Genomic DNA, 26,464 nt, shown 5'->3' with positions numbered 1-26,464 from the left:
ACCACAATTATTGCTCGGGGCTACTTTTTCTAAGAGCTTTTGCAAAATTTCCAGCTGATTCAGTCTGTAAAATTGGAGTAACATGACTATACTTATCTAAAGTAATTGAAACATTTGAATGAGCCAATCGTTCAGATGCAGCTTTCGGACTTTCTCCGATCTCTAACATGATAGTTGCATGTAAATGTCTAAATCTAATCCTTTTAACACCGGCCAATTTAATATCATAAAAAAATTGTTTGTGAATTGTATTTGGATTTACTGGTTCACCACCATACGCAGAAACAATAAAATGCTCATCGGTTAACTTCATTCCAGCTTTTAACAACTGTGCTTGTTTTTTAATTCCATAAGACTTTAATTCTTCTATTACATCTTCTTCTGTAATGGAGATGTTCCCTTTCCCACTCGTGTTTTTATTTGTTGTAACACGATTACTTCACCAGCAATGTAATAAAGGGAATGTTCTACATAAATTCTTTTTCTTTCAAAATCAATGTCTTTCCACCTTAGGCCAAAAATTTCTCCGCGGCGCATACAAGTATATATCGATCAACAATACAACATAAAAATATGATCCATTTGTTCTCGTATTCTATTGAGAAATAAGTTACATTCATCGAGTGACCAGGTTTCAACATTTTTCTTTACTCGTTTAGGAGCCTCCAAATTAATCAGAAAATTACTTTTGAGTTATCTTCAATCAACACCTGTTTGAGCTGCTTTTCTTAGTATTGAATGTATATAGTTGACATACTCTTCAGTTAGTCCTCCATCAAGTAACTCCTTGTAGGACTTCGAGATCATTTTGTGGGGAATAATCCAACAATGAAGGTAGATCCAGACGGACATCTTTGGCAGTACGCTGTAGGTGCTGGTTAAGGCGCAGCTTCAGGTGTCGCGAAATATTATGTTATAAATAAGATGCAAGGAAAAAAATCTACTTGGAAAGGTGCTGGTAAAGCTGCTTTAAACGGTGCAGTTTCTGGTTTGATGTGGACCGGAGCAGGTGAGAGCTTTAGGTTTTATTTCTAAAGGAAAGGCAGCAATGAGGGTAAAGCAATCAGGAAAATTCGGCAAAAATTTAAAGCGATATGGAAGGCACGCTAAATGATTAATAAATAATCCTAAGAAACATTTGAAAAAAACACCTATAAAAAGATTTGAAGGAATTACAAAAGCTAGAAAAAACTCTCTGAAAGCTAAACTATATAGATCATCAGATGCCATTAAGAGAAGATAGGGGATATAATGGTATTATTATTTCATATTTTGATAAGTTTCATGTTGCTAGGAATATCACTTTTTCCAGTTCAAACAATAAAATTTGAGAGTAGCAGACTAAAAAATCTTTCTGGGATATTTGGTTTAGTAGGGATAATGGTAGCAGGTATAGGTATATACATCGGAGGAGGAAGCTCTTTTCATGCATATATCTATATAACATTTATTATACAATTGATAGTTCTAGGTCTTTTCTTACTATTGTACCTCCGTGTTAAGAAGGTAGGATATTCAATATTATTAAATATCTTTTCAATTTCCCTAGTCACAATTAGTTATATATTTTATGTATACTATATTATTGCTAGTTTTATTTATTATTATTAGACGATGATATAGTAAAACACCACTGATTTACCTTTAATAAAAGCGTATCTACAATTATGTAGATACGCTTTTTGTATAGTTCTATTATCATGACATAAGATCTTGTATAGATAAAAGGGCTAAGAAAAAGGATGTTATTTCTAGGTTATAAGTTGAAGCTATTTTTAGAATTTCTTATTTATAGGTAGAGAAAATACTTACTATGAAACAGAACGAATGTTAGTGGAAATGGATAATTAAACGTGTAATGTAATATAATTTGGCTAGGACATAATTAAAGATATCATACAAAAAGACGAACTAATCTAAATTCAGTTAACCTGATAAACAAGTTCGTTCCATTGCACTGCAGACACTCGTGTTCCACGGGGAGGAAGCAGAGCCTCCTTAGAGCTACGACTGCTTAGGTCTCAGTCTTTCCTCTATTCTAAGTAGGTGCCCAAGTGTCTTGCGCTCCATTCCACTAGTTCTTAAAAATAGTATGCAAAATCTAGACAGTAAATAAAAACCCGAACTATTAGGCGAATGATAACTGAAATATCATCTAATAATTCGGGTTTATCATTAGCTTAAACACTTATGTCCGAGCCTCATTCATATTTCTTTGTCTTTTAGAATCATTCTTATTCAATACCTTCTTCTTTGCTTTTATCTTTAGAAAGAAACCAACCACAAATCCCTATTAGGAATAAAACAGTCCAAAATGAAATTTTCCATGTTAATGATTTTGGGAATTCTTTTGGAAGGAATCCTAAATCGGGATGTGCTAGCGTATAAATGGCTAGTTTCACACCAACCCAACCTACAATTAAGAATGCAGCAGTTTCTAAACCAGGCTTTCTATGAAGTATTCCTACAAATACTCCTGCAGCAAACCTCATAATAATTAAACCAATTAACCCACCTAGAAAGATTACTAAAAATTGCCCACCATCTAATCCTCCTATTTGTGGTAACGGTGTTTCTGGAAGTGCAATGGCAAACGCTACAGCAGCTAAGATAGCATCGACAGCAAATGCTATGTCTGCTAGCTCCACCTTTAAAACAGTAACCCAAAAACTTGATCCTTGTTTTTCTTCACCTATTTTTTTATTTTCTCCTTTACGGAGAACAAACTTTTTGAACAGGTGATTAAGGGAAATGAATAGTAAATAAATGGCTCCAATTGCTTGTACCTGCCAAACGTCTACAAGAAATGAAATAATAAATAGTGACCCAAAACGGAAAACAAACGCACCAGCAAGACCATAGAATAAGGCCTTTTTACGTTGATCTTCTGGTAAATGCTTGACCATTATGGCAATAACCAAAGCATTATCCGCAGCCAAAATCCCTTCTAGACCTATAAGTACAATTAGTACCCATAGATATTCTAACAATAACCCAATATCCATTATCATTCATCTCCAGTTCTAGAGATTTTCATAAAACTATTTTGTACTATAAAGATTTGTGTATGAGAGGTGATTATTGGTAATACAATACTGATTAAATAGTAAGAAGATTGGTTGATAGCATAATGGATATCTTTTAAGCGATTTAAGTAAAATATGTGTTGTACATTCATATAAAGGATTGCTTTTTGTAGTAGGAGGATAATATGACAACAACATCTAAAGGCACAATAGAGGCTGAAATTAGTAAAGCTATTACACAATGGGAAAAAGATTTCCTTGGAAGAGGATCAATTACAGTTAAATCAGATATCTTACGAGATATGATTATCATAAATCTCAAAGGAATTTTAACACCAGCTGAATATGTAGTTTCTGAAACAAAAGATGGTTTGTTATCAATTAAGCGAACAAGAACTGCATGTGTTGAATCTGGTGTTGAAGATTTAAAGGATATTATATTAAACTTAACTGGTGAACAAGTGAAAATCTTTCATACAGATATTAGTACAAGTACTGGTGAAAGAATTATGGTGTTTAAATTAAAAAATAATTATGAGAAAAAATTCAGTTCCTGACCATTATCAGTCAAAATAAATATTCAATAGTCATGAATATAAAATAGATCATAATAATATTATGTAAACTGATAATACAATTAACATAATACTTATTTATGGGTTAGTAATTATTCTTTCAAATGTTTACATTTATATTAAAAAGGTTACAATAATCTGGTGTTCACATCAAACACATGATAAGATGATGAACGTAGAATCTATTCTATGTGAAAGAGTGATTGTTATTGGATAGAGAGAAACTTGTCGTCATCATCGGACCAACAGCAGTTGGTAAAACAAAACTTAGCATTGATTTAGCACAGCGTATGAACGGTGAAATTATAAGTGGTGATTCAATGCAAATTTATAAGGGGATGGATGTTGGTACAGCGAAAATTAGACAGGATGAAATGGAAAATATTCCACATCATCTTATCGACATAAAAAGCCCTAATGAAGATTACTCTGTTGCAGAATTTCAAGAAACTGTTCGACCATTAATTAATAACATTACTTCACGTAATAAAATGCCAATAATAGTTGGTGGTACAGGCTTATACATTCAATCTGTTTTATATGATTATCAATTCACTGAATCACCATCAGACCCAGTCTTCCGTGAAAGAATGTATAAATTGCTTGAAGAAAAAGGGCAAAAAGTATTACATGAACAGCTCGAGTTAATCGATCCAGTTTCTGCAAAAAATATTCACCCTAATAATTCAAGAAGAGTTATACGAGCACTAGAAGTATATGAGTGCACAAAAAAACCAATGTCTGAATACATAAATGACCAAGAAAAACACCTTCTTTATGATGTTGCTCTTATAGGATTGTCGATGGATCGTGATGTATTATATAGCCGAATTAATCATCGAGTGGACATTATGGTAGAGCATGGTGTATTAACAGAAGCTAAGGAATTATTTTACAATGGTCTCAGAGATAGTCAGGCAGCTAAAGCTATAGGGTACAAAGAATTTTTTGATTATTTAGATGGTAGCTGTACACTAGAAGAGGCAATTCTCCAACTTAAACAGAATTCTAGAAGGTATGCTAAGCGACAACTTACCTGGTTCCGCAATAAAATGGATGTAAGATGGTTTGATATGACACCACCTTTTCACCATGATCAAAAGGTAGATGAAATTTTTTCATACATAGCAGGAAAGCTGGAACTTTAATCGAATTTAATGGTATAGAGAAAAGAGGAGGACGAAACATGAAACAATCAATTAATATTCAAGATCAATTTCTTAACCAACTTCGTAAGGATGGTACATTTGTAACTGTGTTTTTATTAAATGGCTTTCAATTAAGAGGCTTAGTAAAGGGTTTTGATAACTTTACTGTTTTGTTAGAGTCAGAAGGAAAGCAACAATTAATTTATAAACATGCGATATCAACTTTTTCACCACAAAAAAATATCCAACTAGAACTTGAGTAGAAGATATACATAGCAAAGAACTGATAAGTAGCTCTTATCGGTTCTTTTTTTATTTGTCATTATTTTACTTTGAGTTAGATTTGTATGGAACTTTTTTTACAAGGAATCTGTTTAAAAGCTATTTCATTTTTTGTCTGTCTGACGAATTTTAAGTTAAGAAAGTATGGAACAACGAGGAAATACTTCGAAAATTCCAAGTAAAAAAATCAATCTTTATTAAAAAATCATAGCATAGGTTGTAAAAGATATTTATATGAATATAAATAAAGGAATGAATATTTCTTGGGAAACCGCAAAAACCAACAGATTTCTTCTGAATTCGCAACCGTTCATACAATAGATATAAACATATTCATTTAGATTAATGTCACAAAAAAATTGAGCCCACGTATAATAAGTAACAGATTGTGAGGTGAACTTTCATGGAATATGATCGAGCAGTCACGTATAAGACAAATGGACAGATTAACATAATATTGAATAACCAATCAAAAGAAAATGCTGAAACCAGTTCATCTTCTTATGATCTTAAAATTCCAAAAGCTGAAGTGAAGCATGCGATACTTAGAGAGATTGAAGAAGAGATGAGCTCTCTAGTTGGTATGAATGAGATGAAGAAAATGATTAAAGAGATATATGCTTGGATTTTTATTAATAAAAAACGTGAGGAACAGGGGTTAAAGGCAGGAAAGCAAGCACTTCATATGATGTATAAGGGAAATCCAGGGACAGGAAAAACAACTGTTGCTAGATTAGTAGGTAAATTATTTTTTCAAATGAATGTGTTATCAAAAGGTCACCTTATTGAGGCAGAGAGGGCAGACCTGGTGGGAGAGTATATAGGTCATACAGCACAAAAAACACGTGATTTAATAAAAAAGGCTCTTGGAGGTATCTTGTTTATTGATGAGGCGTATTCACTTGCAAGAGGTGGAGAAAAGGATTTTGGTAAGGAAGCGATTGACACGTTAGTAAAGCATATGGAAGATAAACAACATGATTTTGTTCTAATACTTGCTGGCTATCCAAAAGAAATGGATAATTTCTTATCATTAAATCCTGGTTTATTATCAAGATTTCCTCTTGTTGTTGATTTTCCAGATTACTCTGTAGATGATTTAATGGAAATTTCAAACAGGATGATTACTGAGCGGGAGTATCGCTTTAATCAAGATGCGATGATAAAATTTAAAGAACACCTTATGGATGTTAAAACAATGACACATCCTGCAAAATTCAGTAATGGACGTTATGTAAGAAATATTATAGAAAAATCAATAAGAGCACAAGCGATGAGGCTATTGTTAACAGATTCCTATCATCGTGAAGATCTTTTAACAATAAAAAGTCAAGATTTAGTGTTATCGAATGAAAAACCTACTTAACATTTTTTAGAATACTTAAATGATACTAGAAAGGCTGACTCTACGGAGTTAGCTTTTTAATGTTTAAGAATATATATTATTTTGGGAAATCAAATGTCTGTAATAGAGATTAACAACAAATCTTAAAATAGCAAATTATACAAATATGAAATAACTTGGTTTAAGCCGTTCTTTTTTTCCTGCTATTAGCATACATCATATAGATTTTAAATTTTGGAGGAAAAAATGAAAATTAAACTGATTATTCTGCTCGTGTTATCTAGCTTTTTGGTAGCTTTAGCAATTTACTTTGTAAAACCAATTGAAAATAAAAAACACGAAGTAAATAAAGTAGAGGAAATAGAGAAATACAAAACATTCACTTATTTAATTACAGAAATTAAGGGAACTGAGTATTACGGACAATCGATTGATGGGAAAACAAAAATTTACTTTGATAGTGAAAAAATGAAACATCCTATTCAAGATCATATAAAAATAAATGATAAAATCATTGCATATGTAGAACAAGAAAATCATGTAGGTGGTCTTGTAAAGGTTGAAAAACTTAAAAGATAAGTTGGTTAATAGAAATGTATATATTGTAATTTAAGCACTTTTCTGAATGAGAGCAAACAAAGACCCGAACTATTAGGTGAAGATTTAATTGATCTATCACCTATAATTCGGGTTTATCATTAGCTCAAGTACTTATGTCCCAGTCTTTTATTTCTATTTGCAAGTACTCATTACTTAAGCTTTGTTATTGTGATTAGAAATTAAACCATGTAAGAGGCAATGTTCTATAGAAAAGGACATCATAAGTATTTAAAGTATGGATTTAGTTGAAAAATTGGTTCAATTTATTTTTCATATGGCGCATATTTTCTATCTGGCATAAGTTCTTCATCGAGAGGTATTTCTTGAGTATCCGTTACTTCAGTTTGATGTGTTTGAATATTTTTGTTTTCAACTACTGAACCAGAATTTCCAATAACATTAGCGGATTGTTTTACTTTGTTAGTGCTATTAGTTGAAGAATCATTCTCTGTAGACTTGGTTTTAGCATTAAAGAATCCTTTGCCACTTTCAGGATTTGAAATGATCCCTAATGTCACGAGAATCCCTAGTATTGATGTAACATATGTTTCCCATTGAGTTAGGTCAATTTGTAATCCAAGATCTTTCAATATCATATACATAACAGATGCAATAGACACCCATAGTCCGTAATTTTTCCACTTCAAGGTAATAAACACACCTTTCACCGTTAAGATATTATAACTTATTCCGTTAATTTATATCGGTGAAAAGAAAGATTCTAAGTATGCTTAACAAGTTAATCAAAATGAGGAAAACTTCAAATAGAAATGAGTGTATAAATAAAGAATTTCATTTATATTAGGGCTTGGTTATAACAGATGTTTTTCATTGTTAATTGTAAGGTATATAACGCTAGAATCTTATTAAAATAAAATATAATGGTGAGTTGAATGAAAGGGTAATTGTATAAATATGTGACTAATGCTCAAATGTGATGGAAAACCAATATTTCAATCGAAAATAACTATAGAAAATAACGTTGGGAACGCTTTCATAACATCCCTTAGAATGGTAAGATATGAACTATAAGAGGGAGTGATCAGAATGAGTGATAACAAACTATTTTTAGAAGAGTTAAAATACCTTGTTGAAAATGAATTGTCACTTAATGAATATGTGATTGATCAGTTAGAAGAAAGATTTAATAAAAATCCATTTTTAATTATACAGATTCATCAAATTTTAGTTAATTATAGAACATTATTACCATTCTTAAATGATATAGAGTCTGTGATATATGATTATATTGTAAACACCGAAATGTTAAATGATAAAACATATTATGGTGCTACATTATTTGTTGCTGATTTATTCGATACGACACAGACGTATATAAAATGTAAAGTAAGTCAAACTGATAAAATGCTGAAAAAAATTAGTTAAAGCATATAAAAAACCTGGAATTTATGTTCCAGGTTTTTTATTGAGAAAGGTCTTTATTTCCAGACGATGACGTGGCATTATGTAAGCTTCTATTTGGAAGTTTCCATTTATAAGTGTATGAAAATGCTCGAAGGATAACAATTAAAATAAACAATGTATATAGCCCAATTGGCTCAGATACTATGTTAAATCCAATTAATAAACCTGTAAGTATTGCCCAAAATGCATAAATTTCAGCCCGAAGTACAAGTGGTTTTCGACCTGCTAAAAGGTCACGGACTATTCCACCACCACTACCTGTCAAAACAGCTGCTACAACAACAGCACTAATAGGATGCCCCATTTCAACAGCATAAAGTGCTCCTTGAATGGCAAAAGCTGAAAGTCCAATTGCATCAGTTAAATTCCCCCACTTATGCCAATGCTTAAGAAGTTTATTCGGAAACAGGAATACAATGGTCATTGAAAATAAAGCTACTTGAAAGAGAAGTCCTTGCTCCCATAGTGCTGAAACTGGTACCCCTATTAATAAATTTCGAATGGCTCCTCCGCCGAATGCAGTAACTATACCTAAAATATAAATACCTAAAATGTCGTATTCTTCTTCCATAGCAACGATTGCACCGCTAATGGCAAAAGCGATTGTACCAATTATACTTAAAACTTCCCACGTCATTTATATCCCCCATGTTCTTCTTAAGGTGTAACACGAAATTTGATTTTATAGTATGTTATGAATAAAGGTCAATTGATTTTTTAACTATGATAAAATTAAATTATAAATGAAGATTCATGTTTTTGACTATACTAAAGAAATAATTAGAGAAATGGTAAAATGTTTGTTATGATTATAGAGCTAAAAATGGTGAAAGGATAGGTTTTCTCATTGAATAATACACTTGATGTTTTAAAAGAAAAAGTTATCTTAGTTGGGTGTCAACTCCAAACAATGAATGATGAACATTTTGATTACTCATTGGAAGAACTAGGATCTTTAACAAAGACTGCAAATGGAGAAGTACTTACAATCATTACCCAAAAAAGAGAACGTCCCCATCCTGCTACCTATATAGGAAAGGGAAAGGTTGATGAAGTTTTAAATGTAGTTGAAGAACTCGAACCAGATATAGTCATCTTTAACGATGAATTGTCACCTAGTCAACTAAGGAATTTATCGACAATTTTAAATGTTCGAATTATCGATCGCACTCAATTGATTTTGGACATTTTTGCCCAGCGTGCTAAATCTAAAGAAGGTAAGCTACAGGTTGAATTAGCACAGCTTCAATATTTATTACCTAGGCTAGTTGGACAAGGTATTTCCTTATCTCGTCAAGGTGGAGGAATTGGTACAAGAGGACCTGGAGAAACTCAGCTTGAGACTGACAGAAGACATATTCGTAATAGAATAAATGAAATTAAACAGCAGCTTTCTACCGTTGTTCGCCACAGAAATCGATATAGAGAGCGACGTCAAAAAAATCAAGCATTTCAATTAGCTCTTGTAGGTTATACAAATGCTGGTAAATCTACAATCTTTAATCGGTTAACAACAGCGGGAAGTTTTGAAGAGGATTTGTTATTTGCAACCTTAGATCCAATGACACGGAAAGTTTTGTTACCTTCTTCGTATCAAGCGTTAATTACTGATACGGTAGGATTTATTCAGGATTTACCAACTACTCTTGTTGCAGCATTCCGTTCAACACTTGAAGAAGTGAAAGAAGCTAATTTAATCTTACATATAGTAGATAGTTCAAATGAGGATTATGCTAATCATGAGAAGACAGTATATAAATTATTAGATCAGCTTGATGTCTCAGAAATACCAATATTAACAGTTTATAATAAGAAAGATTTAACACCAGCATCATTTGTACCATCGCCTACGGAAGATTATGTGACAATCTCAGCTTTTTCGGAAGAAGACTTGGAAAAGCTAATGAAAAAAGTTGAGGAGCTAGCAAAGGGTGGTATGAATCATTATGCAGTTGAAATACCTGCAAATGAAGGAAGGGTACTTTCTCAATTAAAATCAGAAACACTTATTACTTCATTTCATTTTTCTGAAGAAGATGAAAGGTATAATGTAGAAGGATATGTACTTCCGTCACATTCGATTAATGGTCAACTAGAGATGTACAATGGAGAGGGACAAGAACATGTTTAATCATTTAAAAAGTGGTGCTCAGCTCGCACCACTGGTTTCAAAAATTGAAAATAAAATTAGTAATGTTCACGATATGATTGATAAAAGAAGTGAGTCCAATCAATTTAGGGTTCTACAAAGCTTTCAAAAACATCGTGTCAGTGATTCTCACTTTATTCCTACAACAGGATATGGTTATGATGATGCTGGTAGAGACACACTAGAGGAAATATATGCAGATGTATTTGGTGGGGAAGCGGGCTTAGTTCGTCCACAAATCATTTCTGGAACACATGCGATATCAATAGCATTATTTGGTGTTTTGAGACCTGGAAATGAGTTAATATACATAACAGGAAAGCCATATGACACACTAGAGGAAATTGTAGGGATAAGAGGCAATGGAGTAGGTTCCTTAAAAGAATATAATATCGATTATCAGACTGTTGACTTATTGGAAAATGGTCGCGTCGACTTTGATTCTGTCAAAAGAGTCATAAGTTCAAAAACTAAAATGATTGGTATTCAACGATCAAAGGGATATGCTAATAGACCATCCTTTACAATCGAGGAAATTCATGAAATGATTGATATTGTTAAATCAATCAAAGAAGATGTAGTGGTTTTTGTTGATAATTGCTATGGTGAATTTGTTGAAGAATTTGAACCATGTCATATAGGGGCAGATTTAATTGCTGGTTCTTTAATTAAAAATCCTGGTGGTGGAATCGCTAAAACAGGAGGATACATAGTAGGAAAAAAACACTTAGTTGAGGCGTGTTCTTATCGTATGACATCGCCAGGTATAGGTGCTGAAGCTGGAGCCTCCTTATATAGTTTACAGGAGATGTATCAGGGCTTCTTTTTAGCACCACATGTTGTAGGAGAAGCTTTAAAAGGGGCTGTTTTTACTTCAGCACTTCTCCAAGAAATTGGAATGGATACATCACCTCAATGGGATAGTAAAAGAACGGACCTTATTCAATCAGTTCAGTTTAATGACCCCAAAAAAATGGTAGCATTTTGTCAGGCTATTCAATATGCATCACCAATTAACTCACACGTAACACCATATCCTAATTATATGCCTGGTTATGAAGATGATGTTATTATGGCTGCTGGTACGTTTATTCAAGGAGCAAGTATAGAGCTTACAGCTGATGGACCATTAAGGGCACCTTTTGTTGCTTATGTTCAAGGTGGACTTACCTATTCTCATGTGAAAATTGCAGTATGTCTTGCAATAGATTCATTGATTGAAAAGCAATTACTTTCACTAGAAAAATAGGGAAAAAACTTGTATTTTAGATGTTAATAATTCTAACATGGTGTTGACATATTATGTGACGTTAATTATAATAAAATTAGTTAGTTAAACAAAAGGAGCAAATAACATGAGTGATAATATTCGCCGCTCAATGCATTTATTCCCAATTGGAATTGTTATGCAGCTCACAGATTTATCTGCTAGGCAAATTCGATATTATGAAGAAAATGAATTGATTTTTCCTGCTAGAACAGAAAGTAACAGAAGACTATTTTCCTTTAACGATGTTGATAAGTTATTAGAGATAAGGTCACTTATCGAACAAGGTGTGAATCTAGCTGGTATTAAACAGATTTTCTCACGAGCAGAACACGCACATGCTGAAGGAAAACATGAAGAACCTAAAACTGTTGAAAAGCCGGACTTAAGTGATGCGGAATTGCGTAAACTATTAAAGTCTGAGCTCATGCAGGCTGGACGATTTAACCGTCCGACTCTGAGACAGGGCGATATGTCAAGGTTTTTCCATTAATTATGAGCAACCCAAATTAAAATAAAATTTTTACCTGATTAGGAGAGGAGATTTACAATGGCTAAATACACAAGAGAAGATATTGTAAGCTTAGTAAAAGAAAACAACGTAAAATACATTCGACTTCAATTCACTGATATTCTTGGTACAATTAAAAACGTTGAAATCCCAGTTAGTCAGCTAGATAAAGCACTAGACAACAAGATGATGTTTGACGGATCTTCAATTGAAGGTTTCGTTCGTATCGAGGAATCTGATATGTACTTATATCCAGATATTAACACTTTTGTTATTTTCCCTTGGACTGCTGAAAAAGGAAAAGTAGCACGTTTCATTTGTGATATCTATAATCCAGACGGAACTCCGTTTGCTGGAGATCCACGTAATAATTTACGTCGTCTTTTAGCTGAGATGGAAGAGTTAGGATTCACTGATTTCAACTTAGGGCCTGAGCCAGAATTCTTCTTATTCAAATTAGATGAAAAAGGCGAACCTACATTAGAACTTAACGATAATGGTGGTTATTTTGACTTAGCACCTACTGATTTAGGAGAGAACTGTCGCCGTGATATCGTTTTAGAGCTAGAAGAAATGGGCTTTGAAATAGAAGCATCTCATCACGAGGTTGCACCAGGTCAGCATGAAATTGATTTCAAATATGCGGGTGCGATCAGAGCTTGCGATGATATTCAAACATTTAAACTAGTTGTTAAAACAATTGCACGTAAACATGGTTTACATGCAACATTCATGCCAAAACCATTGTTTGGTGTAAATGGTTCAGGTATGCATATGAATTTATCTTTATTCCGTAAAGGTGAAAATGCATTCTTAGATACAAATGCTGACCTTCAATTAAGTGATACTGCTAGACAATTTATTGCAGGTATCATTAAACATGCACCAGCATTTACTGCGGTTACAAATCCAACTGTTAACTCATACAAACGTTTAGTACCAGGCTATGAAGCACCATGTTATGTTGCTTGGTCTGCACAAAACAGAAGTCCGCTTATTCGTATTCCGGCATCTCGTGGGTTAAGTACACGTGTTGAAGTACGTAGTGTTGATCCTGCAGCGAACCCATACTTAGCAATGAGTGTTCTTTTAGCAGCTGGTCTTGATGGAATTAAAAATAATCTAGAAGCACCTAAACCAATAGATCGCAACATTTATGTAATGTCTAAAGAAGAGCGCGTTGAAAATGGTATTGTTGATTTACCAGCAACACTTGCTCAAGCATTAGATTTATTAAAAGCTGATAGCACAATGAAGAATGCACTTGGAGAACATTTATTTGAGCATTTCATTGAAGCTAAAGAAATTGAGTGGGATATGTTCCGTACTCAAGTTCACCCATGGGAAAGAGAACAATATTTATCAATGTATTAAAAAGAAAAGACCTTTCGTTTATCAACGGAAGGTCTTTTTTTGTCAGTAAAGTTGTTACAAGCTTTAATAGTTGTAAAATAGCATAAATATTATATCTTTAAATGGTCGATAGACAATAAAAAGATGGATAATATAGAGTTCAAAATGTTTATAATTTAGCCACTAAAAAAGCTTACCCTTTTGGGTAAGCTTTTTAGTGTATTGAGCGATAAACTCCAATAACTTTACCTAGTATGCTTATATTACGTAGAATAATAGGTTCCATTGTAGAGTTTTCAGGTTGAAGTCGAATATAATCCTTTTCTTTAAAAAATCGTTTGCAGGTTGCTTCATCATCCTCTGTCATTGCTACAACAATATCTCCATTATTAGCTGTTTGTTGTTGTTTAACAATTACTAGATCTCCATCAAGAATACCTGCTTCAATCATACTTTCACCCATGATCTCGAGCATAAATATCTGTTCTTCTGGTGTTACATATCGATCTGGGAGAGGGAAATATTCTTCAACATTTTCGATAGCTGTTATAGGTAAACCAGCTGTTACTTTTCCAATTATCGGAACGTTAATAACATTGCTCTTAGGAATTATATGTTTATCTTCTTCTAGTATTTCAATTGCACGCGGTTTTGTTGGATCTCTTCTAATTAGACCCTTGGACTCTAGTCTAGCTAAATGACCATGAACAGTTGAACTTGAAGCTAGTCCTACTGCTTCCCCAATTTCACGAACGGATGGTGGATAGCCTTTTTTCTGAACTTCATCTTTTATAAATGTTAATATATCTTGTTGTCTTTTTGATAGTTTCGTCATCCTTTGTGACACCTCGGATCCATGTAATATATGTGTATTATAGCATCATTTACCTATGAGTACAAACATAAGTTCGAGAAAAGTCTTGACTAGAACGTTTGTTCCTATTATACTGAAAGTATCAAAAGGCGAACAAATATTCTATGAGGTGATTATAATGAATAAATTATCAATATGTTATATCCTAACTTTTATTGTATCAATCCTAGCAATTACTTTAATTGTTTCATATACGGGAAAAGCAGACAGTCTGGAAAACTATCATAAAGTTGAAATTAAAGAAGGCGATAGTCTATGGAGTATAGCAGATGAATTTCAGAAAAAGACGGAAATTTCAAAACAGGATTTTGTAAAATGGGTACAGGAAAAAAATAATATTCATTCTACATTAATTAAACCAGGAGATTTGGTTGTTGTTCCAATTGAAAAAACTGATTTATATCATATTGAGCAAATTGCAAGTGAATAAATGTAAAGCAATAACTTAGAAATAAAGTTTGAATAGTTTGGAAGTGAAGATAATGAAAGCTGTTGTGTATTGCAGAGTAAGTACTAATAAAGAAGCTCAAGAATCCTCAATAGAAAGACAAAAAGAAGAATTAAAGAATCTAGCATTATTACATAATATTGAGGTTATTAAAATAATAGAGGAATATCATAGCGGGTATGATGTCGATCGAGACGGAATAATAGAAGCACTATCAATACTTAAAGACAAGAAAGCAGAAATCCTTCTTGTTCAAGATGATACAAGATTAGGTCGTGGTCATGCTAAAATTGCATTATTACATGAAATCAGGAAGCTTAATGCAAAAGTATTAACTCTTAACGAAAAGGGTGAACCTGAGCTTTCTGAAACTGATGTTATGATATTAAGTATCCTTTCTACTGTTGAGGAATTTCAACGTAAATTAGTTAACTATAAAATTAGTCGTGGAATGAATCGTGCAATTAAGAATGGATATAAACCACAAAGAAATTTAGGTAATTTGGGACATGGTGGCGGAAAAGAGAAGATACAAGTACCAATTGAAGAAATTATAAACCTTCGTAATAAAAAGCTTACATTTCATGAGATTGCAGCAACATTAAGAGGTGTAGGCTATGATGTTAGTAAAGCCACGGTACATAGAAGGTATAAGGAGTATACTGAAAGTCAGGTCTTGAGTAATGAAGAATTTAATTGAAATTATATGATTGCAGTTTAGCTTATATCAATAAGTTGTTTTTTTTCTCTTCATTTAGTATTATGACTTGTATGTTCTAGTAATAAGCTAACTTTAATAATCTTTAAGGTTCCATCTACTAGCAGAAGTGATAATACAAGAAAGTATTACTTTATACTTTTAATTTAAAAGTTATGGCTATGTTAAAGCATAATGTTGATTTTTTAGCACTTTTTTGTTTGGAGTGAAAGGCATGAGACTCCTGCTTAGAGAAGTGTGTCAAATCAACAGAATAGTTTAACAGAGCCAAAGTAAGAAGGGAGAGACAAATTGATGTTACCTAAATTAAAAATTGATCGTATAAATGAGTTATCCAAAAAGGCAAAAGCAAGTGGATTATCTGAAGAGGAAAAGGTAGAGCAGAAATCACTTCGAGAAGAATATTTACAAGTATTTCGCTCTTCTATGAAAAACACATTAAAAGGTGTAACTGTTGTAGATCCGAATGGAAATGATGTGACTCCTCAGAAGTTGAAAAATGAGAGAAATCAAAACTTACATTAAAGAGGATGGAATTTAAGTATTAGGGCTAATGATAGACTCGAATTAATTATTAGGTAATCGTTCTATTAATTCTTCTCCTAACAGTTCGGGTCTTTATTTGCTGTCTTCAATATTTCTTAATTTTTGCATACTATTGATACTTCGGAAAAGCTTATACTGAAGACCAAAAGACTATATCGAAAAACACAAACAAAAATTCTATGTTAAACCAAAATAATATAATATTTTGATACTAGTTTACTAGTTATATTATTTCGACAAAACTAGTGGCTTCTTTCTCCGCTTTCAGACAATTATTGCTTTCACTTTCTTTTATAATAATTGTAATAGAATGGATGAGGTGAGAGAAATGGTGAGGCACTATTATATTTATCTAATAGAAGAAGAATTTGCAAGTCACTACTTTGGTCGAGAATCAAAAATCTACCATCTGTTTCAGGACTTTCACTGGACAACAGTTCGATCTAATCATGTAGATACACTTGAAAAACAAGTAAATTATATAACAAAACCAATACCAACATTATTTATTCATCAATTACTTAGTACACATTTATCGGCTAGGCTAGACTATCAGAATTTACATCATATACATAAAATTGAAATTCGTGGTAATAGAGGTAATGCAACATTAATTGTTAAAGACTCGCATTTAGAGCTTTCTTCTGATGGTAGTTATGAGGCAGAAACTATTTTCTTTGAAGTATTAAGAAAATTTGATCCTTGTTTTTTAGCGATGGATTTACAAGGTGAACGGTATGGATGGTTAAATCCTATTAAAGAAAGAAATTTTGTTTAAAAATGAGGAAATTATACTGCAAATGTTGTATAATGTCATAGGGTTTAGTACACTGTAAGATAGACAACATGAAGGAGGAAATATAATGGAATTATGGGTTGTTATTCTAGTAGGCATCCTAGCATTACTTGCTGGTGTTGCACTAGGATTTTTCATCGCGCGTAAATATATGATGACTTATCTAAAGAAAAATCCACCAATTAACGAGCAAATGTTAAAAATGATGATGATGCAAATGGGTATGAAGCCATCTCAAAAGAAGATCAATCAAATGCTAAAATCTATGAATGGTCAAATGAAATAAAATCCCGTTTTACGGGCTTTTATTTTTGATATACGAGAGATAGATCGGGTATCGAAAAATAAATGCATAGTAAAAGCACGCGATTATTGCGTGCTTTTACTTTTTAGGAACAAGCTTGTTTGTTATTTTTCGAGTCATGGTCATCTCTAATGTATTGTGTTAATAGTTTATCAAGTTCTTGACTATATTTTAATGATATAGTTGAATTTAGCCCATTTTTTAGGACAATGTCAATTAGCTCAGCTCGTTTCTTTTCAATTATTTGAAGTAATTCTTGTTTAGACACGAGAACTTGTCCTTTCTGTAAATAATTTATTGTACATTAATTATACCCTTTATTTGGAATTGGTTCAAAGGAAGATAATGTAACAACAATGAATCTATTATAATGCCTATTTAGTATGAATGAAAAGAGAATATATAAGTTGTTATTAAATTGACATAAAAGTGTCACAACTTTTAATTATTGATTTAACGGTTAATTTGCTAGAATAGAGAAGACATTCTCTATAGGAGGAATACCATGGCTGATGTAAATATTTTTTTAGCTTTCGGAGCTGGATTTTTATCTTTTATTTCTCCGTGTTGCTTACCACTATATCCTGCTTTCCTATCGTATATAACAGGAGTTTCTGTTACTGAAATAAAATCAGAAAATGCTCTCTTGCAAAAAAGGAGTTTGCTACATACTATCTTTTTCTTGATAGGTTTTTCTGCAATTTTTATCGCCTTAGGTTTTGGTACATCATTCATTGGGGAGATTTTTCAAAATTATCAGGACCTTATAAGACAAATAGGAGCAATACTAATTGTCGTTTTTGGTTTAATGACTATTGGAATTTTCACACCAAGTTTTTTAATGAAAGAACGTCGATTTGAATTTAAGAATCGTCCAGCTGGATATCTTGGTTCATCATTAATTGGAATGGCATTTGCTGCTGGTTGGACACCATGTACTGGACCGATATTATCTGCTGTTATTTGGATGGCAGCTTCAAATCCAAATTCTGCAATGATTTATATGATTGCTTATATTTTAGGTTTTGCTGTTCCATTCCTTGTCTTATCGTTTTTTATTGGCAAACTTGGGTGGATTAAAAAGCATAATTTAAAAATAATGAAAGTTGGAGGATACATTATGATCATTATGGGAATTCTCCTATTTTTCGATATAATGACCTCGATCATCATATTCTTAACCCGAATTTTTGGTGGTTTTACAGGATTTTAGTCCTTAGATAAAAATATTATAAAAAACAATTTTATGCCATATTTACTATACCAAGGGAATATATTTGTTATAATATAAGTATACGTGATAGATATTGCTTGTTAGGCTTTTGCTTAACTTGCAACGATCAATCGCTTTCACAAGAAGAAGTTTGACTATTATCATCAGGCTTCCTTTATCATGTTTGAGGAGGAACTAGGCGTGGCTAGAATATTAATTGTTGATGATGCCAAGTTTATGAGAATGACTTTATCAAATATATTAATAAAGGCGAATCATGAGGTCGTCGGAGAGGCAGAAAACGGTTTGCAAGCTGTTGAGCTGTTTGAAAAAGAGAAACCTGACTTAGTTACTATGGATATTACGATGCCTGAGCAGAATGGTATCGAAGCACTGAGGGAAATAAAAAGTCAATACCCAGATGCGAAAATTATAATGTGTTCAGCAATGGGTCAGCAAAAAATGGTTGTTGAAGCGATTGAGTCAGGTGCAAAGGATTTTATTGTAAAACCTTTTGATGAGAATCGTGTAATAGAAGCTATTACTCGTGTTCTAGGTTAATAATAGAGCAAACCATTTAAGTCATACCTTAAATGGTTTTTTATTTTTATTAGTTTTGAAGCTATGTTGATTGAGATTAGTAAATTCTTTTAGTTGACGTTTTACTTAATATTATTGAACTACATAGTGAAAATGCTTAAAAAGATTATAGGTAATTTAGTAATTTTCGTTTATACTAAGACTATTAGCTGTCTAGTAAAGGATTGATATATTTGATCACAGTTATTACATCTATTTTTGCAGTTTTGATGGCCTTGTTTGTCTTATTTATTAGAATGAGGTCAGCTAAAAAGCCTGCGACCGCAAAAAAAATTATACTTCCTCCTATTTTTATGAGTACTGGCGCACTTATGTTTATTCATCCATTTTTTCGAGTTTCAGGCTTTCAAATTATTGAAGCTTTGCTAGTTGGTATGTTTTTTTCAATATTTTTAATTAAAACATCTTCCTTCGAAGTTAGGGATGATAAAATTTATCTAAAACGTTCTAAAGCGTTCGTATTTATTTTAATAGGATTATTAATTGTTCGTATTATTATGAAATCATTTTTAAGTAGTCATATTGATATTGGAGAATTGAGTGGGATGTTTTGGATTCTAGCTTTTGGTATGATTGTTCCATGGCGAATTTCCATGTATCGCTCATTTCAGAAGGTTCAACATAAGCTGAATGGATCAAATAATAATGTTCTTACATGAAATAATAAAAATCCGAAACATATTTAATGTTTCGGATTTTTATTATCGTTTAACTAGAATAGATACTATAGCCGTAATCAAAATAGGGCTTTGTAAGGAGAGTAATCAATTTGTTTTTCCTTTAATCTTTTCATTAAGAATTTATGATCTCTCTTAGGGGTAGCCATTATATATCCGCGGATAATTAAGTCTAATGTAATTGTTGATGAGTTTTCTTTCAATGCAAGCTGTCCAATTCTGCCTGCTATTTTTGCACGAGCCACATCTCGGAATAACTCTGGAACTGGTTCTACTAAATCCTCTAATAAATCTTTCTCTTGTTGCTTCCATAAATGTTTCGTTTTTTCTAGATAATAGTCTTGCCAGTCTAGATCTGATTTCCCATCTTCTTTAGGTAGTCTTTGTAAAAATTTTCGGAACATGAAAAACCCACCTATAGCAAACATTGAAATTAGGAATACAACCCAAAATAATATAAACCACATAAACCAACCATCTAACATTTTTATATCACCTCAAACAAAAACAGTTTAATAAATCGTTATGGACAGTAAAACATATTTATATTAATAGCATAATGATTACTGTTGTAATGAGTAAATGTTTTAAATCTAATTAATGTTTATTCGTGATGCCCGAAAGCATGATGTTCTTTAGCTAAAAGGAGTAAGGATTTCTTTACAGCTTCAACTTTCTTTCGATCGTATGAAGACGACATTAAACCATTCAACTCGGCCTGAACATGGAAAATAGCGTGCTTGTAATAAATATCTACACGAATGGTACCGACGTCTGTTGGTAAATACAAAAATTCATTTGTATGTAACATAGTAGCTCCTCCTAGAATACACCATTAATCGTCGTCATTTCAAAACTCAATAATATAATTCATACATAATTTTATAATATCAGAAAAAGTGTAATATCACTATTATTTTAGGAGAAAAAACTAAATCTATCATCGTATCTTAAAAAATATTCAAATAAAAAAGTGACTACACTTAACGTGTAGTCACTTATTATCCCCTTCGACCCGTACATGGTTAAGTGTCCCGCAACAAGCGAATGTTTCGAAGAGGATAATTTTTTAAATCTTAACATGTAGAAATCTCTTTGTAAAGTAATAGTCAAGACTAAATAATGGAATTTTTAATGTTTTAGTCTATTGCATATATTTAGGTTGTTGATTCATTGCACCACTAGTTGATGATGTTGTATATGCATTTAACATTTGGTTCATATCTTGTTGTTGTAATTGTGGAACTTGGTAGTAGTTGTGTTTGTTTTGATATAAGAATATTTCGTAAGCCATTTCAATAAAGTTAGGTACACTATCAGCAACTACACGACGTAATACAGGGTTAGTAATTTCACATGCTGCCATAGTTAATGATCCTGACATTGACTTACATTGACAAAGCATAAAACCTGAAATACATTGTTCTGTAAGTTCATTAACAGCTTGGACCGGTTTTTTTGCTTGTGAAGGCTTTAAGCCATAGATAATATCATTGCTTTGTTGCATTTTATAGCTTTGGGTTGGATGTGAAGGATCATTTCCAGTAGTAAATGCTTCTACCATCACATTGTAACAGTCATTCATAAACGTATGCTGACGTTGTAAAATTCCTTTTAATTCTTGATCTTGAATATTTTGATCATACATTTTATATTGATCTAAAAAACCAATCATACCTGAAAGCACTTCATGTGCTTCAAACATTTCATGACCACCATGATTCATTTGTGGTTGCATAGTAGGTGATTCCTTCATTCCTTGTTGCATATTTTGTTGGTTCATTTGATTTTCCATTAAAAATCCCTCCATTGGGTTATTTGGTACATAAATATAGTGCGCCTTATATAATAAAATCATGTACACTTCAAATGAATATAAAAAGGAGAAATTACCATTTATTGAAAGTTAGTTTCACAAATTTTATTGATTAGAGATCTAAATCTTTATTTTACAAATATAAAAGAGGGAGCTTTAAAGAGATGATCGTATATGAAACAGCAACAACTTTTGTAATGACTGAGCAACATGAGCATGCACTTTTATCTGAAACATTTGCAAAGCATTGGAAAGGTGATTTATTTATTAACAACGAGAGAAAAGAAGATGCACTTTTTGCTATTGCACAACATGATAGGTCATGGATTGATTTGGATGAGTCACCAGTATGGAATGACAAATCTTCACAACCATATAGCTTTATTGATTTTCCTGAATCAATAAAATTATCATTTTATACAAAAGGTTTGAATGAAATTCAAAATAGCAGTTTATATGCTGCGTTAATTTGTAGTATACATTACGTGAATTTTTTCAATGACTTAGAATCAGATATGAGGATAACGAACTTTCTTAATCATGAACACAAAAGACAGAAGAATATTAAATCAACAATTCAATGTGATGATAAAGGAATAAAATTTCATTATGATTTATTAAAATTATGTGATTCTCTTTCGTTATTTGTATGTTTGCAGGAAGCTGGTGCAACAGGAAATAAAGTTCATAAGTGGTTTCAGCAGGGGATCTCACAACCATTTTCTTTTTTACCAGAGAATAAATTTCAGGTTGTTTGGAATAATCAAAATGAAGTAAGTGTAAAACCTTTTCCGTTTAAAAAGAATTTCCTTGTTGGAATTCCAATGAGATTTGTACTTAAAAAACATATACAAGACCTCGGAATTATTGAAGCCTTTGCTAAAACACCTTTAAGCATTCGCCAAGTTCGAGTTCTTGATCAGCAATAGTTTTGATGTATTTACGTGTTGGAACAAGGTAAATAACTAGTTCCAACACGTATGTAATCAAATGTCCTTTATTTAAGAAGGAGGGAAACTGATTTTAACAATTGTTCCTTTATTTAATTCTGTTTCCACATCAATTGTGGCTTGATGTAATTCAGCAATTCCTTTAGCGATGTTCATTCCCAAGCCAGTACCATCGACTTTTTCTTCTGTACTAGTTCCTCTATGATAGCGACTAAATAATTGTTCACGTGTGTTATTATCCATTCCTATTCCATTATCCTCTATAGATAAAATTGTATAGTTTGTAGTAGGTTCATATTTTACGGCTACTGTAATAAGAACTCCTGGAGGGTTGTGTTTAATACTATTAAATATTAAGTTATCCACCATTCTTTCAAACCATTTCTTATCAATTGCTACATAGGATGCTTCACAGCTTTGCTGAAAAAGAAAAGATGTATTGGTAATAGTTCTATCTTTCTGAAATTTAGTTACAATATTATTTGTTATACAATTTATGTTAGTAAGCTCGATTGTGAGGGGAAGTGCTTTATTTTTCAACTGAAATGTTAGCATAAAATCTTCTACAAGAGTATGCATATAGTCACTTTTTTCAATAATGGTATTTCCGATCTCAATTAATTCCTCTCTGGACCAATCATAATGGCCACTTTCTAGTATATGTCCATAACCTTTCATTGAAGAAAGAGGAGTTCTTAAATCATGTGAAATTCCGGTTATCCATTCTTCTCTCGTTTTTTCTAATTGTTGTTTTTCTTTTTCTGAAGCTGTTAGTCTTTCTGTCATTTCATAAAATGCGTTTATAACTTCTCGATATAAACGGTACCTTACACGTACTTTACCATTTCTACGGAATATTTTTTTGCGTTCCTTTTCAGTTAATACTTCGTCATACTGTCTGTTACCCATTCGTTCTAGCCAGCTTGTGAAAATTAATAAAGGCTGTCCATAACGAAACCCGTTCCATATAGAAAGTGAGATTGTAAGGATAAAAACTGTAGCGCCAACTATAACAGTTGCAATAACAAATTGTTCTAAGGTAGTTAACTTAGACGGTTCTTCTTTTTCTTTTGGAGTTATGTGTAACCAAATTAAATCTGAAATAGGATCGTGATAAAAAGAAGTTCCTGATAAATAAAGACCAGGGACTTTTTCTCTAACTAATAAATCTAAAGGTAGGTATTGATCAATATGATCATCCTTGTTCCCGACAGATTGGATAATATCACCATTACCATTTATAACATGAATTGTTTCATTATTTTTTAGTAATGTTTTATCTATCTCTTGCAGATCCTTTTGTGGAATTTTGCCATTAACACTATAGGTAGAGAAAAGATTTTTTAGTTTTTTTGTTTGTAAATCATCAAAACCGAGTATAAAGTAATAAGGCTCCTCATATGTAGTATCAAGATCAGAAACAGTACTATATTCATTTACCATTTTTGTTTGATTGATTGTATGAATTTCACTAATTGAATAATATTTTGGAATGTCAGAGGGGGTATTATAACTTTCAATGACACGGCCGTTTTTATTAATAATTTGAACCCACATCTTTTTCTTCTTAAGCAATCCTCTCCAATTTTCAGGAATATTAGCTTGATCATTTTTAATTTCTGTCTCAGTTATGATTCCTTCGAGTGAGCCTTCAGTAAGATTCATTTTTAACTCTTCATTTACAATATGTGTCAAAAGTAACATAAATAAAATAACGACAATTAACGCAATAGCAATAGAAATACAAATGAATTGTAATGAAAAGTGAAAGATTAATCTATTTCTAAGTGATTTCATCAGGAAGTCCTCACTAACTTATAACCTAATCCCCTTACTGTGATGAGGAGTTTTGGGTTACTAGGATCTTCCTCAATTCTTTCTCTAATTCTGCGAATGTGCACGGCCACTGTATTATCATCACCATAATGATCAAATCCCCAAACAGCTTCTAGTAATTCTGATTTTGATAAGATTTTATTAGGATGTTTACAAAAATATAATAACAACATATACACTTGTGCAGGACAAGAGACAGGTTGATTCTTAACAAATAATTCTCCTGATTCGGAATAAAGAATGAAACGACCAAAATCATATTTAGTAGTAGCATATTCTTGTAACTGAGTCGTTTTTGTTGTTCTTCTTAAGAAAGCTTTTAATCTAGCTACAATTTCTAACGGATTAAATGGCTTTGTTACATAATCATCACCACCGATCGCGAAACCAGTTAATACATCTAAATCAGAGGTTTTTGCAGTTAAAAACAACACATAAGCTTGTGATAGTTGTCTTATTTTTGGTAAAGCATCGAATCCGCTTTGATCTGGTAGCATGACATCTAAAATAATAATGTCAACAGAATGATTCTGTAAAATTTGTAATGCATCTTTTATACAAAAAGCTTTATTTATTAGTTGAAAACCTTCCTTTCGCAATACTGTTTCCAACATTTTTACGATGGCTTTTTCATCATCAACAATTAGTATTCTTTTATCTTCCATCTTGTGTCACCTCACAACAATCCTAGCATACGAACCTTACCAGAAGTTAAACAAAATTGTAAAAATTTAACCGTTCGTAATATAGTGGTTTCTTTTACGAAAGCTTGAGAAAGTAAAGTAAATGTATCAATGTGAGGAGAGGGTTGAAAATGAAAACTTCAAGAGTTAAAGCAATAGATGCTATGAGAGGTTTTAGTTTATTAGGTATTTTGCTGGCAAATATGCTGATCTTTCAATATGGAATATGGGGAAAAGATGAGCTTCAATATTATTCTGTTTCACCCAACGATAAAGTGTTTTATTATGTTATAAAAATTTTTGTTGAAAGTAGCTTTATGCCAATTTTCACATTTCTTTTTGGTTATTCCATGATAAAGATGTATGAGAGCTTACAAATGAAAGGAATGAAAATAAAAAGGACCTTTATAAAAAGAGCAATCATTTTAGTGGTTCTTGGTTTCCTTCATTCAGAGTTTTTATGGGAAGGTGATATATTACTTTTTTATGGCTGTATGATGATCTTTCTTTTAATGTTTTTAAATAGAAAGCCGAAAACCTTATTAATTTGGGGGATGTTATTACTTTTTCTCACTTCATTAATAGGTTATGGAGGTGTTATTGAAGAAACTCCTTCAGAAAAAAATCAAATGAAAGAGTATGTTCTTCAAACAATTGATGTTTATGGAAACGGCAGCTATTCAGAGATTAAGCATCATCGAATAACTGAAATGCCACTTGATCTTTCAGATGAGTTATTTTTCATTATTGTTTTACTTATGCCTATATTCTCCGCATCATTATTTCTAATTGGTATGTATGCTGCTAAAAGAAACTGGTTCATGAATTTAGAAAGGGAGAAGATCTATTATTGTGTTGGAGCCTCTGTTTTGTTGCCTATTGGCATTATTTTCAAAAGTGTTTATTTGTTTGTTCCAGACGGTTCATGGAGTGGGGTAATGGGGATGCTTGGAGGAAATCTCTTAGCTTTAGGATATATCTGTTTGTTTGCATTATTATATACCATTACTCAAAACTACAAGTTAGTTAAGAAGTTTGAAGATATTGGGGTACTCTCACTAAGTAATTATCTACTTCAAACAATAATCTGTACATTTATTTTCTATGGCTATGGACTTGGACAATTTGGAAAGCTTGGACTAATAAATGCTAGTTTGATAGCTCTAGGGGTATTTGCGCTCCAACTGTATGTCAGTTCATGGTATCTTAAACACTTTCAAATGGGTCCTGTGGAAAAAGTGTTAAGGTTTGGTACTAATATTACCTTAAATCGAAAAAAAAATCATAATCACGAAAATTCTGTTCAATTATAAAGGGATGGT

Annotated in this window: 32 protein-coding genes; 20 read left to right on the top strand and 12 right to left on the bottom strand. The window is 32.2% G+C overall.

From position 1 onward, the window contains the following. Positions 1 to 7: 7 nt before the first annotated feature. The 3 genes from JOC75_RS05770 to JOC75_RS05760 form a co-directional block, all read right to left on the bottom strand. A complete protein-coding gene (locus JOC75_RS05770; protein ID WP_204953111.1) occupies positions 8 to 313 on the bottom strand; it encodes a tyrosine-type recombinase/integrase in 306 nt (101 codons plus the stop codon). Between the two features lie 56 nt (positions 314 to 369). After that, the gene (locus tag JOC75_RS24475) at positions 370 to 537 is read right to left on the bottom strand and encodes a site-specific integrase (RefSeq protein ID WP_204953110.1); all 168 of its coding nucleotides are present in this window, start codon (positions 535 to 537) and stop codon (positions 370 to 372) included. Positions 538 to 2,234: 1,697 nt separating this feature from the next. Beyond that, positions 2,235 to 3,005: a TerC family protein gene (locus JOC75_RS05760; protein WP_204953109.1), complete on the bottom strand. Its 771-nt coding sequence runs from the start codon at positions 3,003 to 3,005 to the stop codon at positions 2,235 to 2,237. Positions 3,006 to 3,211: 206 nt separating this feature from the next. Between JOC75_RS05760 and JOC75_RS05755 the strand changes: the two genes are divergently transcribed. From JOC75_RS05755 to JOC75_RS05735, 5 genes are all read left to right on the top strand, one after another. Continuing rightward, a complete protein-coding gene (locus JOC75_RS05755; protein ID WP_204953108.1) occupies positions 3,212 to 3,583 on the top strand; it encodes a Na-translocating system protein MpsC family protein in 372 nt (123 codons plus the stop codon). A 227-nt stretch (positions 3,584 to 3,810) separates the two neighbouring features. Further along, on the top strand, positions 3,811 to 4,749 hold the full coding sequence (gene miaA / locus JOC75_RS05750; RefSeq protein ID WP_204953107.1) for a tRNA (adenosine(37)-N6)-dimethylallyltransferase MiaA: 939 nt from the start codon (positions 3,811 to 3,813) through the stop codon (positions 4,747 to 4,749). A gap of 38 nt (positions 4,750 to 4,787) precedes the next feature. After that, on the top strand, positions 4,788 to 5,012 hold the full coding sequence (gene hfq / locus JOC75_RS05745; protein ID WP_146946610.1) for an RNA chaperone Hfq: 225 nt from the start codon (positions 4,788 to 4,790) through the stop codon (positions 5,010 to 5,012). A 422-nt stretch (positions 5,013 to 5,434) separates the two neighbouring features. Next, the gene (gene spoVK, locus JOC75_RS05740; protein WP_146946609.1) at positions 5,435 to 6,397 is read left to right on the top strand and encodes a stage V sporulation protein K; all 963 of its coding nucleotides are present in this window, start codon (positions 5,435 to 5,437) and stop codon (positions 6,395 to 6,397) included. A gap of 225 nt (positions 6,398 to 6,622) precedes the next feature. Then, positions 6,623 to 6,955, top strand: a complete 333-nt coding sequence (locus JOC75_RS05735; RefSeq protein WP_204953106.1) for a hypothetical protein — start codon at positions 6,623 to 6,625, stop codon at positions 6,953 to 6,955. 284 nt (positions 6,956 to 7,239) lie between these two features. Here the strand turns inward: JOC75_RS05735 and JOC75_RS05730 are convergent, their stop codons facing one another. After that, entirely contained in the window at positions 7,240 to 7,623 is a 384-nt protein-coding gene (locus JOC75_RS05730) for a hypothetical protein (protein WP_204953105.1), read from the bottom strand. A gap of 400 nt (positions 7,624 to 8,023) precedes the next feature. On the opposite strand from JOC75_RS05730, the gene JOC75_RS05725 reads away from it, so the two are divergent. Beyond that, positions 8,024 to 8,362 carry a hypothetical protein gene (locus tag JOC75_RS05725; protein ID WP_146946607.1) on the top strand — a complete coding sequence of 113 codons (339 nt, stop codon included), beginning with the start codon at positions 8,024 to 8,026 and terminating at the stop codon, positions 8,360 to 8,362. 37 nt (positions 8,363 to 8,399) lie between these two features. Here JOC75_RS05725 and JOC75_RS05720 read toward each other — a convergent pair whose 3' ends face one another. Further along, on the bottom strand, positions 8,400 to 9,038 hold the full coding sequence (locus JOC75_RS05720; protein ID WP_204953104.1) for a trimeric intracellular cation channel family protein: 639 nt from the start codon (positions 9,036 to 9,038) through the stop codon (positions 8,400 to 8,402). Positions 9,039 to 9,248: 210 nt separating this feature from the next. Between JOC75_RS05720 and hflX the strand changes: the two genes are divergently transcribed. The 4 genes from hflX (at position 9,249) to glnA (ending at position 13,702) form a co-directional block, all read left to right on the top strand. Continuing rightward, positions 9,249 to 10,532, top strand: coding sequence for a GTPase HflX (gene hflX / locus JOC75_RS05715; protein WP_275580253.1), 1,284 nt, complete (start codon positions 9,249 to 9,251; stop codon positions 10,530 to 10,532). Further along, the gene (locus JOC75_RS05710) at positions 10,525 to 11,799 is read left to right on the top strand and encodes a methionine gamma-lyase family protein (protein WP_204953103.1); all 1,275 of its coding nucleotides are present in this window, start codon (positions 10,525 to 10,527) and stop codon (positions 11,797 to 11,799) included. Before hflX ends, JOC75_RS05710 begins: the two co-directional genes overlap by 8 nt. Positions 11,800 to 11,905: 106 nt before the next feature. Continuing rightward, the gene (locus JOC75_RS05705) at positions 11,906 to 12,310 is read left to right on the top strand and encodes a MerR family transcriptional regulator (protein ID WP_204953102.1); all 405 of its coding nucleotides are present in this window, start codon (positions 11,906 to 11,908) and stop codon (positions 12,308 to 12,310) included. A gap of 57 nt (positions 12,311 to 12,367) precedes the next feature. Beyond that, a complete protein-coding gene (glnA, locus tag JOC75_RS05700; RefSeq protein WP_204953101.1) occupies positions 12,368 to 13,702 on the top strand; it encodes a type I glutamate--ammonia ligase in 1,335 nt (444 codons plus the stop codon). Positions 13,703 to 13,895: 193 nt separating this feature from the next. Here the strand turns inward: glnA and lexA are convergent, their stop codons facing one another. Next, entirely contained in the window at positions 13,896 to 14,516 is a 621-nt protein-coding gene (gene lexA / locus JOC75_RS05695) for a transcriptional repressor LexA (protein WP_146946601.1), read from the bottom strand. Positions 14,517 to 14,673: 157 nt separating this feature from the next. On the opposite strand from lexA, the gene yneA reads away from it, so the two are divergent. The 5 genes from yneA (at position 14,674) to JOC75_RS05670 (ending at position 17,349) form a co-directional block, all read left to right on the top strand. Continuing rightward, positions 14,674 to 14,985: a cell division suppressor protein YneA gene (gene yneA / locus JOC75_RS05690; protein WP_204953100.1), complete on the top strand. Its 312-nt coding sequence runs from the start codon at positions 14,674 to 14,676 to the stop codon at positions 14,983 to 14,985. Between the two features lie 52 nt (positions 14,986 to 15,037). Continuing rightward, the gene (locus JOC75_RS05685; protein WP_204953099.1) at positions 15,038 to 15,703 is read left to right on the top strand and encodes a YneB family resolvase-like protein; all 666 of its coding nucleotides are present in this window, start codon (positions 15,038 to 15,040) and stop codon (positions 15,701 to 15,703) included. A gap of 312 nt (positions 15,704 to 16,015) precedes the next feature. Beyond that, positions 16,016 to 16,246: a DUF896 domain-containing protein gene (locus JOC75_RS05680; RefSeq protein ID WP_204953098.1), complete on the top strand. Its 231-nt coding sequence runs from the start codon at positions 16,016 to 16,018 to the stop codon at positions 16,244 to 16,246. 349 nt (positions 16,247 to 16,595) lie between these two features. After that, entirely contained in the window at positions 16,596 to 17,045 is a 450-nt protein-coding gene (gene sirA, locus JOC75_RS05675; protein WP_204953097.1) for a sporulation inhibitor of replication protein SirA, read from the top strand. 85 nt (positions 17,046 to 17,130) lie between these two features. Beyond that, positions 17,131 to 17,349 (top strand): YneF family protein, encoded by a 219-nt coding sequence (locus tag JOC75_RS05670; protein ID WP_146946596.1) that lies wholly within the window; start codon positions 17,131 to 17,133, stop codon positions 17,347 to 17,349. Positions 17,350 to 17,452: 103 nt separating this feature from the next. Here JOC75_RS05670 and JOC75_RS05665 read toward each other — a convergent pair whose 3' ends face one another. Beyond that, entirely contained in the window at positions 17,453 to 17,635 is a 183-nt protein-coding gene (locus tag JOC75_RS05665) for a Spo0E family sporulation regulatory protein-aspartic acid phosphatase (protein WP_204953096.1), read from the bottom strand. A 237-nt stretch (positions 17,636 to 17,872) separates the two neighbouring features. Here JOC75_RS05665 and JOC75_RS05660 point away from each other — a divergent pair, with 237 nt between their 5' ends. The 3 genes from JOC75_RS05660 to JOC75_RS05650 all read left to right on the top strand — a co-directional run bounded on the left by JOC75_RS05660 (position 17,873) and on the right by JOC75_RS05650 (position 19,839). Next, positions 17,873 to 18,580 carry a cytochrome c biogenesis protein CcdA gene (locus JOC75_RS05660; RefSeq protein ID WP_204953095.1) on the top strand — a complete coding sequence of 236 codons (708 nt, stop codon included), beginning with the start codon at positions 17,873 to 17,875 and terminating at the stop codon, positions 18,578 to 18,580. Between the two features lie 201 nt (positions 18,581 to 18,781). Next, on the top strand, positions 18,782 to 19,141 hold the full coding sequence (locus JOC75_RS05655; protein WP_204953094.1) for a response regulator: 360 nt from the start codon (positions 18,782 to 18,784) through the stop codon (positions 19,139 to 19,141). A gap of 212 nt (positions 19,142 to 19,353) precedes the next feature. Beyond that, positions 19,354 to 19,839: a CcdC family protein gene (locus JOC75_RS05650; RefSeq protein WP_204953093.1), complete on the top strand. Its 486-nt coding sequence runs from the start codon at positions 19,354 to 19,356 to the stop codon at positions 19,837 to 19,839. 77 nt (positions 19,840 to 19,916) lie between these two features. Here JOC75_RS05650 and JOC75_RS05645 read toward each other — a convergent pair whose 3' ends face one another. The 3 genes from JOC75_RS05645 to JOC75_RS05635 form a co-directional block, all read right to left on the bottom strand. Further along, positions 19,917 to 20,342 carry a DUF2621 domain-containing protein gene (locus JOC75_RS05645; protein ID WP_146946591.1) on the bottom strand — a complete coding sequence of 142 codons (426 nt, stop codon included), beginning with the start codon at positions 20,340 to 20,342 and terminating at the stop codon, positions 19,917 to 19,919. 119 nt (positions 20,343 to 20,461) lie between these two features. Further along, the gene (locus JOC75_RS05640; protein WP_146946590.1) at positions 20,462 to 20,668 is read right to left on the bottom strand and encodes a hypothetical protein; all 207 of its coding nucleotides are present in this window, start codon (positions 20,666 to 20,668) and stop codon (positions 20,462 to 20,464) included. A 333-nt stretch (positions 20,669 to 21,001) separates the two neighbouring features. After that, a complete protein-coding gene (locus tag JOC75_RS05635; RefSeq protein ID WP_204953092.1) occupies positions 21,002 to 21,652 on the bottom strand; it encodes a spore coat protein in 651 nt (216 codons plus the stop codon). A gap of 185 nt (positions 21,653 to 21,837) precedes the next feature. On the opposite strand from JOC75_RS05635, the gene JOC75_RS05630 reads away from it, so the two are divergent. After that, positions 21,838 to 22,602: a DUF3891 family protein gene (locus JOC75_RS05630; protein WP_204953091.1), complete on the top strand. Its 765-nt coding sequence runs from the start codon at positions 21,838 to 21,840 to the stop codon at positions 22,600 to 22,602. Positions 22,603 to 22,674: 72 nt separating this feature from the next. Here JOC75_RS05630 and JOC75_RS05625 read toward each other — a convergent pair whose 3' ends face one another. Both JOC75_RS05625 and JOC75_RS05620 read right to left on the bottom strand, forming a co-directional pair. Next, on the bottom strand, positions 22,675 to 24,420 hold the full coding sequence (locus tag JOC75_RS05625) for a sensor histidine kinase (protein WP_204953090.1): 1,746 nt from the start codon (positions 24,418 to 24,420) through the stop codon (positions 22,675 to 22,677). Further along, a complete protein-coding gene (locus JOC75_RS05620) occupies positions 24,420 to 25,124 on the bottom strand; it encodes a response regulator transcription factor (protein ID WP_204953089.1) in 705 nt (234 codons plus the stop codon). Before JOC75_RS05620 ends, JOC75_RS05625 begins: the two co-directional genes overlap by 1 nt. Positions 25,125 to 25,273: 149 nt before the next feature. Between JOC75_RS05620 and JOC75_RS05615 the strand changes: the two genes are divergently transcribed. Beyond that, a complete protein-coding gene (locus JOC75_RS05615; protein ID WP_204953088.1) occupies positions 25,274 to 26,455 on the top strand; it encodes a DUF418 domain-containing protein in 1,182 nt (393 codons plus the stop codon). Positions 26,456 to 26,464 lie beyond the last annotated feature (9 nt).

The sequence above is a fragment of the Metabacillus crassostreae genome (genome assembly GCF_016908395.1).
GTDB lineage: Bacteria > Bacillota > Bacilli > Bacillales > Bacillaceae > Metabacillus > Metabacillus crassostreae.
This window is presented reverse-complemented; position numbering and strand designations above follow the sequence as displayed.

Bases quoted from the DNA above. Each gene is read 5' to 3' on its own strand.
- JOC75_RS05770 (WP_204953111.1), bottom strand. From the start codon at position 313: ATGAAGTTAACCGATGAGCATTTTATTGTTTCTGCGTATGGTGGTGAA.
- JOC75_RS24475 (WP_204953110.1), bottom strand. From the start codon at position 537: ATGCGCCGCGGAGAAATTTTTGGCCTAAGGTGGAAAGACATTGATTTT.
- JOC75_RS05760 (WP_204953109.1), bottom strand. From the start codon at position 3,005: ATGGATATTGGGTTATTGTTAGAATATCTATGGGTACTAATTGTACTT.
- JOC75_RS05755 (WP_204953108.1), top strand. From the start codon at position 3,212: ATGACAACAACATCTAAAGGCACAATAGAGGCTGAAATTAGTAAAGCT.
- hfq (WP_146946610.1), top strand. From the start codon at position 4,788: ATGAAACAATCAATTAATATTCAAGATCAATTTCTTAACCAACTTCGT.
- spoVK (WP_146946609.1), top strand. From the start codon at position 5,435: ATGGAATATGATCGAGCAGTCACGTATAAGACAAATGGACAGATTAAC.
- JOC75_RS05735 (WP_204953106.1), top strand. From the start codon at position 6,623: ATGAAAATTAAACTGATTATTCTGCTCGTGTTATCTAGCTTTTTGGTA.
- JOC75_RS05725 (WP_146946607.1), top strand. From the start codon at position 8,024: ATGAGTGATAACAAACTATTTTTAGAAGAGTTAAAATACCTTGTTGAA.
- JOC75_RS05720 (WP_204953104.1), bottom strand. From the start codon at position 9,038: ATGACGTGGGAAGTTTTAAGTATAATTGGTACAATCGCTTTTGCCATT.
- JOC75_RS05710 (WP_204953103.1), top strand. From the start codon at position 10,525: ATGTTTAATCATTTAAAAAGTGGTGCTCAGCTCGCACCACTGGTTTCA.
- JOC75_RS05705 (WP_204953102.1), top strand. From the start codon at position 11,906: ATGAGTGATAATATTCGCCGCTCAATGCATTTATTCCCAATTGGAATT.
- glnA (WP_204953101.1), top strand. From the start codon at position 12,368: ATGGCTAAATACACAAGAGAAGATATTGTAAGCTTAGTAAAAGAAAAC.
- lexA (WP_146946601.1), bottom strand. From the start codon at position 14,516: ATGACGAAACTATCAAAAAGACAACAAGATATATTAACATTTATAAAA.
- yneA (WP_204953100.1), top strand. From the start codon at position 14,674: ATGAATAAATTATCAATATGTTATATCCTAACTTTTATTGTATCAATC.
- JOC75_RS05685 (WP_204953099.1), top strand. From the start codon at position 15,038: ATGAAAGCTGTTGTGTATTGCAGAGTAAGTACTAATAAAGAAGCTCAA.
- JOC75_RS05680 (WP_204953098.1), top strand. From the start codon at position 16,016: ATGTTACCTAAATTAAAAATTGATCGTATAAATGAGTTATCCAAAAAG.
- sirA (WP_204953097.1), top strand. From the start codon at position 16,596: ATGGTGAGGCACTATTATATTTATCTAATAGAAGAAGAATTTGCAAGT.
- JOC75_RS05670 (WP_146946596.1), top strand. From the start codon at position 17,131: ATGGAATTATGGGTTGTTATTCTAGTAGGCATCCTAGCATTACTTGCT.
- JOC75_RS05660 (WP_204953095.1), top strand. From the start codon at position 17,873: ATGGCTGATGTAAATATTTTTTTAGCTTTCGGAGCTGGATTTTTATCT.
- JOC75_RS05645 (WP_146946591.1), bottom strand. From the start codon at position 20,342: ATGTTAGATGGTTGGTTTATGTGGTTTATATTATTTTGGGTTGTATTC.
- JOC75_RS05640 (WP_146946590.1), bottom strand. From the start codon at position 20,668: ATGTTACATACAAATGAATTTTTGTATTTACCAACAGACGTCGGTACC.
- JOC75_RS05635 (WP_204953092.1), bottom strand. From the start codon at position 21,652: ATGGAAAATCAAATGAACCAACAAAATATGCAACAAGGAATGAAGGAA.
- JOC75_RS05630 (WP_204953091.1), top strand. From the start codon at position 21,838: ATGATCGTATATGAAACAGCAACAACTTTTGTAATGACTGAGCAACAT.
- JOC75_RS05625 (WP_204953090.1), bottom strand. From the start codon at position 24,420: ATGAAATCACTTAGAAATAGATTAATCTTTCACTTTTCATTACAATTC.
- JOC75_RS05620 (WP_204953089.1), bottom strand. From the start codon at position 25,124: ATGGAAGATAAAAGAATACTAATTGTTGATGATGAAAAAGCCATCGTA.
- JOC75_RS05615 (WP_204953088.1), top strand. From the start codon at position 25,274: ATGAAAACTTCAAGAGTTAAAGCAATAGATGCTATGAGAGGTTTTAGT.